Origin of the sequence: Paenibacillus phoenicis (assembly GCF_034718895.1) — a bacterium.
Lineage (GTDB): Bacteria > Bacillota > Bacilli > Paenibacillales > Paenibacillaceae > Fontibacillus > Fontibacillus phoenicis.
Genome location: NZ_JAYERP010000001.1, coordinates 4,171,645 through 4,184,193, shown reverse-complemented (window position 1 = coordinate 4,184,193; position 12,549 = coordinate 4,171,645). Strand labels below are relative to the sequence as shown.

Genomic DNA, 12,549 nt, shown 5'->3' with positions numbered 1-12,549 from the left:
TTCTTCCTCCCCTACCAGATCTTAGTTTCTCTCGCCTGCTCGTCACCGCCGAGGAATACATTCTCCGCGATCACCGCATCCGGGCATGCCTCCAGCCGGATAGCACTTCCTTGGTCGATTCCCCCAGAGAACGCCAGCGATATCGTGTTCCCTTGAAACACCAAATCCTGTACGCAGCGCGCGGACAGCAGCAAGCCGCGCACCGATTCGAAACGATTGTTCACGATGGCAATCCGGCGATGAACCGATCTCTCCGGGTGCACCTCCCGATTCTCCGGCGCAATGGTGATCACCGCATGCGCTTCACCGCCGCAATCGATCAATCGATTGTCCTCGAGGACCATCTCCTCTACCGCGCCCGACTCGTACCAGGAATGCGCATCAGCAGCAACAAGAATGGCACTCATCCGGATTCTTTCAAATACGTTGCCGCGAATTACGGTTCGCCGCCGCGTGGAAGCCAGCACCCCGCGCGTCGGAATACGGGCGAAGTGGTTGCCCGTGATCTCCACCTCCGGGGACCAGGTGATGTTCTCGACCACATCTTGCGCCCTCATCTCCCTCGGGGCAGGCTGCTCCAGCGTAATCAGCAGCTCGCGGGGGTTTAACCGAAGAACGTCGCTCACCCTGCCGCTTCCATAGGTCACCAGCGTATCCGCATGAACGAAGCCGACCTCGTCTCCGGCGCGGAAGGCGGATATCCCATACGTTTGAGGATGCATAAACCTCACCAGCAGCTGATTGGGCGCCGGACGGCCGACGATTCGCAAGTATGTCCCGTGGACGTTGATCGCATCGTCATGCGCGCCGGCAAACCGGCAATTCCGGATTGCCACTCGCCCCCGGCAGCCCGACACATGGATGAAATCCGCAAAGCCGGCCACCGTCCGGCCGCTTTCGGCCCGTGGCGACAGGTCCAAACGCTCGAAAACGAGGTTTTCGCTGAATTGCCCCACCATCCCAAGCCCATGCATAAAATGAAACCCGCAGCCGGAGAACGTGATATCCGCACTTTCATGGACAAGGACCCCCACTTGATCGCGGATTCCATCCCGCATCTGAACCACGCGGCCGGGGGCCAGCCCCTCAGGGATGGTGCGGTCAAAATAAAACCTTACCCGTCCAGGGCCAACTTCCTCCGCAGAGGTCGTCGCCTGCTCCAGCCAGTTGTCCACCCGCCAGGTTGTATTTTCGGCCGGGTCACATAGCTGCATGGGTCCGGACTGAAAGCGCCAGCCCTCGCCAACCCATGCCAGCCGGCCTTCCTGAATGTCATACCTCGAATCCGGATGCACCACCGCCTCCATCCAACACGCTTCAGGCTCGCAATGCACCACGGTCATCTCCGTCACTGTCGGTACGGCGTAATCAAAGTGAAGGTCATGGATGACGATATTTGCGCTGCCGTCGATCAACAGCATCGTCTGCTTGCCGTGGAACAAGAACAGGGACCCGTTCCCCCTAATGGTCAACCGCTTTTGTTCTTTCAGCAGTATCCCGATCGTTTTCGTGATATCGAAATGCTCCTCTTCACTTGCTGTATTGGTGACATGATAAGGAGCTCGGATCGCCGATTGCGGGTAAAAATGATATCGGCCATAAGGCACCTCCAGCACAACCGGCCCTTCCGTTCGCGCGGCTTCCTCCAACGCCATCTGCATGGCTGGCTGCGTATCCTCTTGCGTATCCGGCCGGGCCCCATAATAACCTAAGGAGATCACAGTCACAGGTGGTTCATCCTCCACGGGTACCTCCGAACGGAGCGTACCCAACATGTGTTCAGAAGCTAGTCCTGGCGTTATCCTATCTTCGCCCAACATAACACATCTGCTCCTCTCCATCTATCGCTGTTTTGGAAGAAAAATGCCGGAAAACGCCCCTTTTGAGCTAGAAAAAAGGAACGCCGGCCCAACAGGCCGGCCTGGATTCAAGCCGCGATCATGCGACATGAGGGGATCCAATTATTTCGCCAACTGATCATAAGCCTTCTGCAAGATCTCCAGATAGCGGTCCAGCTTCAGATCCTTCAGACCTTTCACATAAGCGTCCCAATCCTTGTCCAGATCCTTGTTGCCAGTGATGAACTGCAGCTGGCTTTGCTCGATGTAATTTTTCAGGTTCGTTTGCAGCATGCTGGCTTCGTCGATCACGCTTGGATCAATCCAGATTGCCCAGATTGGGAAGATCTCCTTCGGTTCATGTCCCTGATAGAGCAGCGAGGCGTTGTACAATCTGCGTTCATACCCGTCCGAAGCATAGATATCTTCACCTTGCACCCAGGTGTCGCGGTATTCCTTCGGCATGTAGAAATGGCCCATACCGCTCCAGCCTGCGTTACGCGGCGCTTCGCCTTCCTTCATCGGAATTTGTTTGACCATCGGGGTTACGCCTTCACCCAGCGCCTTATCCCCAGGCTCCGGATCGGTCCAGTCGATGCCTTTCAACCCGGAAGCGGCATTGGTTTGCCCTTCCGGCGTGTACAAGTAGTCGATTGCTTTGATTAATGCGATTTGAACTTCTTCGCTCGCCTTGTTTGTGATGACGAACTTGGCTCCCGAGGTGACGCCGCCGTTATCATGCGTGGCGTACGAAACCCCGTTTGGTCCGGTCAAAGGCGCCAGCGGGTTATAGTGCGCGGAACGGGTGTTGCCCGGATCGATGTTGACGAAAATCGCGGGATGCATCCCTGCGCCAGCACCGAGAATTTCCGCATCCGCATTTTCCCCGATTTTCTTGTAGGCTTCGGCGTTTTGCGTAAAGGCCCCCGGATCAATCAGCCCTTCATCATACAGCGATTTGATGTAAGCCAGACCTTCTCTCCATTCCGGCTTGATCGCTGCCGAGACCACTTTCCCATTTTCCAGGTTCAAGTAGTTACGGTCATCATCATAAACGAAGGCGTTCATCAGATACGGCACGATACGTACGCCGAAATCTTCTATGGAACCGCTGAGCGGCACTTCGTCGGCTTTGCCGTTGCCGTTTGGATCTTGCGTTTTGAACGCCTGCAGCATGGCTTTGAATTCTTCCGTTGTTTTAGGCTCCTCCAGGTTCAGCTTCTTCAGCCACTCGGTATTCACCCACATTTTATTCGGATAAGAGCAGTGGAAGCACTCCGTGTAAGCGCCAAGTCCGTAGATGTTTCCGTCCGGGGCGGTATACAGCGCTTTCATTTCCGGCGTTTCTTCCATGGCTTTCTTAATGTTAGGGGCGTATTTATCAATCAAATCATTCAGCGGAATGAACACCCCTTGCTGTCCGTATTTAAGTACGTCCGCTTGGGAGAACTCATCGATGTAATGGGTCAGCAGATAGGCTTCCGGATAGTCGCCGCTCGCCAGCGAGATTTGGCGTTTCTCCTTCGCGCCGTCAGAGGGGTTAATCTGCCAATTAAATTTAATGTTAAACTTCTCTTCCATATACTTCGTAAATTTGTTGGTCGGAATATCGATGCCCGATTCCTGAACCGCGAAAACGCTGATTTCCACCGGCTTCGAAGATTCGGCGCCGCCGGGCGAGCCGTTGCCTTGGGCGCTGTTCGAGCTCTCTGTATTTTTACCCGAACAGCCGCTGAGGACCAGCGTAATCGCTAGAACCAGCATGAACATGCTAAGCAGGATTTTTTTCAAATTTGATCGCTCCCTTTTTGTATAGATGTCATTCGCTTCCCTTCTGCAACTCTCTTGGTGCCTATCGAGAGCATCACCTCCTTCTATCATGAAGTCAGCCGCCTTCAGGCGCAACTGCCACTTTCGGAGGTGCAAGGATCAGCCTTTCACCGAACCGACCAGCATCCCCTGAACAAAATAGCGCTGCACGAACGGATAAATAATCAATACCGGCAGCGTAGCCACCACAATCAGTGAGTATTTCAGCAACTCAGCCAGTTGCTGCTTCTCGACCATGGCGATCGCATCCATGTTGCTGCCGCTGTTGTTCTGGATAATGATGCTTCGCAAGATGAGCTGCAGCGGGAACAGGTCTGCCGATTTCAAGTAAATCAACGCATCGAAATAAGCGTTCCACTGCCCAACCGCATACATTAGCACGAGCACGGCAATGATGGGTTTGGACAGCGGCAGTACGACGCTCCAGATGAACCTCAAATCGCTGCAGCCGTCGATTTCACTCGCTTCCAGCAGCTCCTCGGGAATAGAAGTCTGGAAAAACGAACGGGCGATGATCACCTGCCATACCCATATCGCATTCGGGATCAAAAGGGCCCAGCGCGTATCGATCAGATCCAGCCCCTTCACGACCATATAGGTGGGAATCAGGCCCCCGCTAAAAATCATCGTAAAGGTAATGACCATCATTAGCGCGTTCCGGCCGAAGAACGACCGGCGCGACAAGGGATAAGCAATCATGATGGTCAACGTGACACTGATGAGGGTCCCGGCCGTCGTATAAAAGATCGAGTTGAGATAGCCGGTGATTACCTCACCTCTTCGGAACAGCTCTTCAAAGCCTCTAAACGACAGGTCCACCGGCCACAACCAGACCCGGCCCGAGGTGACGGCCGCCGGAGAGCTGATGGAGCTGCTGATGATATAGATGAGCGGATAAAGCACAATGATGACGAGCAGGGTCAGGATCACGTAGATGAAGCCGATAAATATCCGGTCTCCCGCCGATTCTTTGATTCTTCTCTTAGGGGTTGCTGTAGCTGCCATACCCTAACTCCTTTCCTACCAGATGCTGCTCTTCGTCAGCCGCTTGGCCAAACCGTTAACGGTCAGCAGCAGAACGAGATTGATGATGGAATTAAACAAGCCGACCGCGGTGGCGAAGCTGTAGTTGGCATTCAGCAGGCCGATCCGGTAAACGTAGGTTGCAATGATTTCGGAATTGACCAGGTTTAGCGGATTCTGCAGCAGGTACACCTTCTCGAAGCCCAGTGCCATGACGTTGCCGACGTTCAGGATCAGGATGATCACGATGGTCGGTACGATGCCCGGCAGGTCGACGTGGCGAATTTTCTGGAACCGCGAGGCCCCGTCCACCTTCGCCGCTTCGTACAACGTCGGATCGACGCCCGCCAAAGCTGCCAAGTAGATCACGGCGTTATAACCCGCGGTTTGCCAAATGTCCGACCAGACATAAATCGAACGGAACATGCCCGGTTCCCCCAGGAAATTGATGGACTCAAACCCGAAGTAATTCAGTGCGATATTGGCAAAGCCGAGCCGGGGCGCAAGAAACAGCATAATCATCGACACCATGACGACCGTCGAAATGAAATACGGCGCAAAGGAAACCAGCTGCACGAACTTCTTGAAGCGGCCGGCGCGAATTTCGTTGATCATCAGCGCCAGAATAATCGGAATCGGAAATCCGGCGAGGATGAGATACCCGCTGAGAAAAATCGTGTTCTTCACCAGCGTCCAAAACTGCGGATTTTCAAAAAACAGTCGGAAATGCTTGAACCCTACCCACGGACTTCCCCAGATCCCTTTGATCACGTTGTAGTCCTTGAACGCCAGCACCGCATTCAGCATCGGGTAGTATTTAAAAATCAGAAAAAACAAAATGGGAGGAATGACCAGCAAATGCAGCTGCCAGTGCTTCTTGATATTTCTGCGCGCGGTACGCCAGTAACTGGCCTTGCGCTTGGCGTCCGGGACGTAATCCGGTTGGAAAGCAAGTTGTTTTTCCAGAATAATTCCCCCTATAAGTTTTGTAAGCGCCTTGATGGATGATAGCGTTTTCTTCTCGAGTCGATCATAGGGCATGTTTGGCGGCGTTGAACAGGTACACTTCCGTCTTTTGGCGTACAGTTCTCCCGTTTTTCAGGGAACATCCTTCGGTACGGGAGCCACGATTCCGCAAATAAAAAACAGCGGCCGCACCCTTCCTCATTCGGAAGGTACGGCCGCTGCTAGGCGGTTGTACGTTATGGACTTAACATGGATGAATCGTCTGGCCGATCCCGATCAATCCTGAAAGGACTGCCTGTAAGCGCTGGGCGAAACTCCCGTTAACCGTTTGAATGCCCGCCGGAACGAGTGGGAGCTGTTGTACCCCACCCGGGCGGCGATTTCGTCAACGGTATAGTTGCTCTCCTTCAGCAGCAATGCGGCCTGGTCCATCCGCACTTTAATCAGATGATCGGAATAATTCACCCCGGTCACTTCTTTAAACAGCTGGGAGATGTATTTCTCCGGCCGCTCCACGTACTCCGCAACCCGATATAGCGTCAGGTCCGGGTCGGCATAGGATTCGGCTGTATACTGATAGATCTGTTTGATCAGCTGGGCGTGTGAATCCTTCTTCTTCTTGGCGATAAAACCGCACAATTCTTCCATAATCCCATGGATATCCTGCTGAATCGTCTCCAGCGGCACAGTAGGGCTGATGTCAATGATTCGCTGCTTGACGCTCTCGAACAACGGGGATTCCAGGAAGATTTTCTGATCCAGCAGCTTGAGGAACGTCCCCTTGATTTCCCCGACGAGCTGGTTTTTCATTTCCACCGACAGCTCGCGTTGCTCCAAATTCTGCGCGATGATCGAATCGATAATCTTCTGGGCTTCTTCCAGCTCCCCGGCCCGGATCGTGCTGATCAGGCGATGCTCCGTATCGAGGGGGTAATAGTAGGTCGTGTTTGTGCTTTGCGTTTCATGGCTCCACAGGATGCCTTTCTTGTTCAAGTAAACCGCATATTCCAGGGCCTGCTTCGCCTGATCGAAGGATTGGCCGACCTCCGTGACGCTGGCAAAGGCTTCGCCAAATCCGGCTTGCATCGAGATTTTGTATTCGGCGAACACATGCTGGGCAAGCTCCTCCATCAGTGTGGTAATCCGCTCTTCCTCCGCCGGCCCTGGCAGCTGATCCGCTTCGCAGAAGAACAGCAGTACGATTTTGTCCGACCCCAAATCGGTCATCGGCACCGGCCCTGCAAGCTCGGTGATCGCCTGCTTCATCAGCAGCCTTGCGGCGTTTAGCTCATTCAGCACCTCTACGGTATCCATGCCGGCGTATCCGTTGATTTGCAAAATACCAACATAGCCTTCGCCTTGCCGGAGCGGAATGTCGGCCTGCGCCGCCGCAGAGACGATCTCCTCCCGCGATTCAAATTCCCCGGCAATCAGCCGCTTCAGGAAAGCGTCGCGCACCAGCGGAAGCTGGCGATGAAGCTCCGCCTCCAGCAGTTTGTTCTTCGTAATCATGCCGGCAATGTTCCCGCTTAGGAAATCAAACTCGTTGTGCCCCGTATCGTCATCCTTACCGAACTGCTCCTTCATCACGCCGATTAATCGGTTGATGGGGAGACTGTTCCGGTAAGCCAGGAACAAGCCCACCAGCAATCCGATTAACATCGCGCCGCCCGTAATCATCCAGGAGATCCGTTTGATCTGGTTGGGTTTCTCCATGAGAGTGCTTCGTGGGATGCCGGCTTGGTAAACCCAGCCGTTCTTATCGGATCGCGTCGTGATCACGAGATCGCTGCCATAAAATTGGCTCGTCTTGCTCTCGTCAAACTTCGGATCAGAGTGCAGCTTGGCGATATCCGGTACCGTTTCCCCCTGAAGGAAGATCGTATTGCCCTCCGCATCGTAGATATGAACCCACCCGCCGCTTTGTTCCGTTAAACCGGATAACAGTCCGGCAATCGTCTTCTGATCTATTAACACAACGACGATCGCTGGTGAGGTATCGTTAAAACTATCCAGAGGCAGCGATTGCATGTAGGTGATCACGGAAGTTTTCATGTCCCGTTCGCTAAACGGAGTCAGCGGTTTGATTTCGCTGCGGTGGGTTGTGCCCAACACCTGCTGCTCCCATTCCTCAAACGACAGATTATCATAATGAAAATACTCATAATAATGCTCCGGCCGGTAAGACGATCCGGAGGTGATAATTAAGTTATAGTTCGCCAGATATATAAAATAGTTACGCAAAAAATCGTTGGTTTGCCCAAACGTCAGAACGTTGCGCATCGCCTTCCAGATGCCGTACACATCCCTCTCCGTACCTCGGTCGTTCATCAGGGCGTTAATCTCCTGGCTGATTGCCAACTGCCGAGTCATGCCCTCCACTTCCGCCATCCGGTGCTCGAGCAGCTCTTGGCTTCTCTCCAGCTGAATGACGCTGTTCTCGATGGAGATCGACTCCGTCACCGAGATGGAAGTCCGGTACGAGATATACCCGCCGATGCAGGGAATGAGCAGGATAGCGACATACGAAATCAGAAAGCTGCGGAAAACCCGGGAATGCCGAAGCATGGGATGCCCCCCCATCTTTATTGGTAGCGCTCTCATTTACAGCCGAGCCGTCCGCTTTTTTCGTTTCATCATTATATCTATATAGCCATTTCATTCTGTCCAGCGGCATGGAGCGCCCCTTCAATCCAAGCATATCGAGGTTCGCCTCGCTTGGATAGGTACTCCTGGGTAGCTGAGCGTACAATTTTCCCGGCTTGTCCCTCGCAGAACCGCGCAGCGGCGCGGGTTTGCAGAAATGTTCGACGAAGTGTGCAACCTGCGCCAAATAAAAAATGAGAATTTCGAATAAATTGTGAATTAACAACATGAATGGGATCTCTTATAATAAATGAAACGGTTTAGGAGAGTTGGATATGCGAATGAACTGGTATTACCGTACGATTCTTTCCTATGCTCCGATCCTCTTCGTGATCATTTCTTCCATGATCTTCGTGATTTTCTTAGCCCTCAACAACGCTTCCGAGCGAAAATACTTGGAAACCAACAAGGCGATCCTCGATCGGATCGTCTTTAACGCGGATGCGAATCTCATGCTAATCGAGCGCAACGTCGTCAGCAAGGTGTTGATGGACGGCGAGATTCAGGACTACTTCGCGAACGCCTCACAAGATGCATTGGGTGACTTCTTGCTGCAGAAAAAACTGATTGACCTAAGCTTAACTTTGCCTTTTGCCAACACCATTTACATTTACAATGAAGCCGAACGACGGATCATTTCGGATTTGGGGTCCTATTCGCTGCGGGCGTTTGGGGATGCAGACTTCCTGACAGCCAACTACGGCAGGAAGGAATCCGCAGGCTGGTTTAATCCACGCTCTTTCGCTTATTCGCCGCAAGGAGAGGAAGCGCAGCAGGTGGTCTCCTTGGTGAAATTTGTTTATACCGGAGACGATATGCGCGGGGCACTTGTGGTCAACGTGTATCAACGCTCTTTTATGGAATATCTTAATTCTTTTGATGAAAGCGATTACAACCATGTTCGATTAATTGATGCCGCTGCCGCTTCGGAATCCCCGGACAAGGCGCCGACGATGAACCCGATTCAAGTTCAGTCTGATTATACCGGCTGGACCTATGTTTCGGAGGGGGTCCATGATCAAGGCTACAACTGGTTGGCCCTTTTCTCCAACGCGTGGATGGTCATTTGGGTCATCTTGATCCTGCTGGCGCTGATCGGGTTTACGATCATCACCCACATCCATTACAAGCCGATTCAATCGATTATGGAAAAGGTCAGCCAGTTTTCGAACCGAAAAAGCGAGGAATTGGGCATTAAAGGAGCGAACAATGAGTTCACCTTCATCGAAATAGCGCTGGACCATCTCTTGAAGCGGTCGCTGGACTACGAGAACCTGCACAAGGAAGACAGCTTGCTGCGGCAGCAGCGGCTGTTTCACGATCTGTTAGCCGGGCATCTCGTGCTTACGGATGAAGAATTCCAGCAACGGCTGGCCGAGTTTAATCTGTCCGCCCCCTATGACCGGTTAGGCGTGATGGTTGCCGAATTGGACCGATACGCCGAGTTTACGGATAAATATAAGGTCAAAGACCAGCATTTGCTGAAGTTTATTATTGAAAGCGCCTTCCGCGATCTGGGACAAAGCCATCATGCCTTTGTCTGGCATGCCTGGATGGAGCCGCATCGCATCGCCTTTGTCGTGCATCACACCGCCGATCCGCACAATACCCAGGCGACCATCACTTATGCAGAGGAATTTAAAAAATGGATTCATCAGCATCTGGAGCTGACGCTAACGATCGGCATCGGAGCCGATTCGACTTCGATTGATACCCTCGCGGATTCCTATCGGAACGCGGTGGAGAATGTGGAGCTGAAGACGGTGCTTGGCATCCATTCCATCATCGATAATCGGAAAAGCGCCGGCATTATGAATCTGGACCGATATGCATACCTGCAAGCTTTGGATTATGCCGCCCAGTCCTTCCGCATGAATGAAAGCGAATGGCGGGAGAAACTAACCCAAGTCTTTGGTGAACTTAGTAAAATGCGGTTTCGCAAGCGGGATATGGCGGAGTTTGCACAGGCGTTCCTTAAACGGATGGAACAGGCTGTATTGGCCATGTCCTCCCCTATTCAAACGCGCTGGAAAAGCGATTATCAAGACCGGTTCGCCAGCCTGACCGAAACGGCGGAGACGCTGGCAGAATTTCAAGAACAGTTCATGAGCCTCATGAATCAGTTCGAAGCCTGCGTGGAGGAAGACCGGCAAGCCCGCAGGCATCATAGCTTGGCGATGCAGGCCAAACATTACATCGATGCGCATTTCACCGATCCGGGTCTCTCCTTGGTTCAGGTCAGCGACTATTTGAACCTTCAGCCCAGTGCGCTAAGCGTTATTTTCAAAGAGGAAATTGGGGAGAAATTTGTGGATTATGTCTTGAAGGTTCGGATGCAGCAAGCCAAGCAACTCCTGCTGGAAACGGAGGATTCGATCCAGTCGGTGGCGATCAACAGCGGTTATCAGAACGTGAATTCCTTCTACCGCGCATTCAAGAAATTTCAGGACATTCCGCCGGGGGAATACCGCAATATGTACCGTGCAACGTAAAAGATCTATAATCTGTGTTCCCAACGAGGAAGGAGAGTTCGCATGCCCCTTTTGAGGTCGTGGTTATCGAAGCTGGCGGTCATCGCTATTCTGTGCGTCCTGACAGGCTGCAGCGGATTTGGGGATACGGATCGGTTGGGCTGGGCTGACGGCCCTCTCCCAAATTTTGATTCGGACGGATTCACTGCCAATCATGACGGCTGGACAACGCTTCGCATTGAGCTGTTTGAGCGAAGCAACAAACCGATCGGCGCCCCCACAATTACCGATAATACGATGACGCAGTACATTCAGGAGCATTTCGGAAATCCGGAGCGGATCAAGATCGAATTTGTCACCGTCCCCCGGGCGGAAGAAGTCCGGAGGCTGCAGGTGTTAATGGCCGCAAATCAAGCGCCGGATATCGTGTTCACCTATGACCTGCCTACCGTCTACAATTTCTACACCCAAGGGAAATTAACCGATTTGTCGCCTCTGTTGGACCAATACGGTTCAAGGTTGAAGGAGCTCCTCGGGGAAGAGGTGTTGAGTTATGGGCGGAGGCAAGGAACACAGTTTGCAATTCCCGCAAGGCGGGTGTTGACGGCCCGAACGACGACCTTGATCCGGGAGGATTGGCTCCGGGAGGCCGGACTCTCCCTGCCGGAGACGACGGAGGAGTTTTACCAGGCGCTCCAAATGTTTAAAAAGAATCGGTTGCAAAAGACCGGAGAGGTCATCTATCCTTACGGTCAAATCGATTATTACCATACCGCCCCGCTGCAATACTCGTTCTGGGATTGGGACCAGATCACCGAGGAGGACTTATACGCCGAGCCGGGTTGGACGATGCCCGGGAACAAGGAGGCGTTCCGGTTCCTGAACCGCCTGTATCACGAGGGGCTGATTGATCCCGATTTTCATTTGGACCGATTCGCCCAGCAATTTCAGAAGGATCTGGTGAACGGCCGGGTTGGAGCCGCATCCCCCAATACGAATGAGCCGGTTTATATGGGATATCTGGCTGAACTGTTAAAGAACGACCCCGATGCCATCCTAACGCCAATCGATCCCTTCACAAGCGCCAGCGGCAAGAAGTGGAAGCCGATCCTGGAAAACACGGGCATGTACATCATGGTTCCGAAAACGAGCAAAAACGCCGAAGCAGCGATTAAATATTTGAATTGGATGGCGCAGCCGGAGAACATTATCACGCTGCAGAACGGCGTGGAGGGCGTGACCTACCGGATGGAGGACGGTGTGCCGGTAACCCTGGAGAACGAGGATGTAAATCGATTGTTATTTAATTTTTTTGACTACTGCATCATTTTAAATGGAAAATATGTCAGCAGCCAGGACGAACGCTTGAATCTAAAAGCGAATGCGACCAACAAACGCTTTGAAGAGTTTACGCGCAAGAGCGTGGAGTACGGAATGAATGACGGGATCGAAACCCCGCGCATTCATGCGATTTTGCCTTCCGAAATTCGGTATGCCGCTGCTTTAAATGAGAAGAACGACGAAATTTTCGTAAAGGTCATTACGGCGTCTCCGCAAGCCTTTGATACCGTTTACGACGAGGAGGTCGCAGAGTATCTCGCCATGGGCGGACAGCAAGTTCGCGAGGAGAAGCATCGAGCGTATCAAATGCAAAACGGCGGAACACCATAAGCTGCTGCCACTTTAGAAATCCAATCATCCCAGAGAGGGGTTATCCCTTTCTGGGATGATTTTTTTAGGCGCTTAACCCTCCTTCCGCCCCCCTGAATAAACAA

At 52.7% G+C, this 12,549-nt stretch carries 7 protein-coding genes; 2 read left to right on the top strand and 5 right to left on the bottom strand.

From position 1 onward, the window contains the following. Nucleotides 1-11 precede the first annotated feature (11 nt). From U9M73_RS19710 to U9M73_RS19690, 5 genes are all read right to left on the bottom strand, one after another. Nucleotides 12-1,727 (bottom strand): right-handed parallel beta-helix repeat-containing protein, encoded by a 1,716-nt coding sequence (locus U9M73_RS19710; RefSeq protein ID WP_198136165.1) that lies wholly within the window; start codon nucleotides 1,725-1,727, stop codon nucleotides 12-14. A gap of 234 nt (nucleotides 1,728-1,961) precedes the next feature. Next, nucleotides 1,962-3,629, bottom strand: coding sequence for an ABC transporter substrate-binding protein (locus U9M73_RS19705; RefSeq protein WP_323078705.1), 1,668 nt, complete (start codon nucleotides 3,627-3,629; stop codon nucleotides 1,962-1,964). Between the two features lie 138 nt (nucleotides 3,630-3,767). Beyond that, a complete protein-coding gene (locus U9M73_RS19700; RefSeq protein ID WP_323078702.1) occupies nucleotides 3,768-4,673 on the bottom strand; it encodes a carbohydrate ABC transporter permease in 906 nt (301 codons plus the stop codon). Between the two features lie 15 nt (nucleotides 4,674-4,688). Then, entirely contained in the window at nucleotides 4,689-5,732 is a 1,044-nt protein-coding gene (locus tag U9M73_RS19695; protein WP_323078701.1) for an ABC transporter permease, read from the bottom strand. A 201-nt stretch (nucleotides 5,733-5,933) separates the two neighbouring features. Then, nucleotides 5,934-8,225, bottom strand: coding sequence for a helix-turn-helix domain-containing protein (locus U9M73_RS19690; protein WP_323078700.1), 2,292 nt, complete (start codon nucleotides 8,223-8,225; stop codon nucleotides 5,934-5,936). Between the two features lie 353 nt (nucleotides 8,226-8,578). Here U9M73_RS19690 and U9M73_RS19685 point away from each other — a divergent pair, with 353 nt between their 5' ends. Next, on the top strand, nucleotides 8,579-10,795 hold the full coding sequence (locus U9M73_RS19685) for a helix-turn-helix domain-containing protein (protein ID WP_323078698.1): 2,217 nt from the start codon (nucleotides 8,579-8,581) through the stop codon (nucleotides 10,793-10,795). A gap of 42 nt (nucleotides 10,796-10,837) precedes the next feature. Beyond that, nucleotides 10,838-12,445 carry an extracellular solute-binding protein gene (locus tag U9M73_RS19680; protein ID WP_323078696.1) on the top strand — a complete coding sequence of 536 codons (1,608 nt, stop codon included), beginning with the start codon at nucleotides 10,838-10,840 and terminating at the stop codon, nucleotides 12,443-12,445. Nucleotides 12,446-12,549: the final 104 nt, after the last annotated feature.

What these genes read in the sequence shown, in the direction of transcription:
- U9M73_RS19700 (WP_323078702.1), bottom strand. Translation starts at nt 4,673, where the DNA reads ATGGCAGCTACAGCAACCCCTAAGAGAAGAATCAAAGAATCGGCGGGA.
- U9M73_RS19680 (WP_323078696.1), top strand. Translation starts at nt 10,838, where the DNA reads ATGCCCCTTTTGAGGTCGTGGTTATCGAAGCTGGCGGTCATCGCTATT.
- U9M73_RS19690 (WP_323078700.1), bottom strand. Translation starts at nt 8,225, where the DNA reads ATGCTTCGGCATTCCCGGGTTTTCCGCAGCTTTCTGATTTCGTATGTC.
- U9M73_RS19695 (WP_323078701.1), bottom strand. Translation starts at nt 5,732, where the DNA reads ATGCCCTATGATCGACTCGAGAAGAAAACGCTATCATCCATCAAGGCG.
- U9M73_RS19685 (WP_323078698.1), top strand. Translation starts at nt 8,579, where the DNA reads ATGCGAATGAACTGGTATTACCGTACGATTCTTTCCTATGCTCCGATC.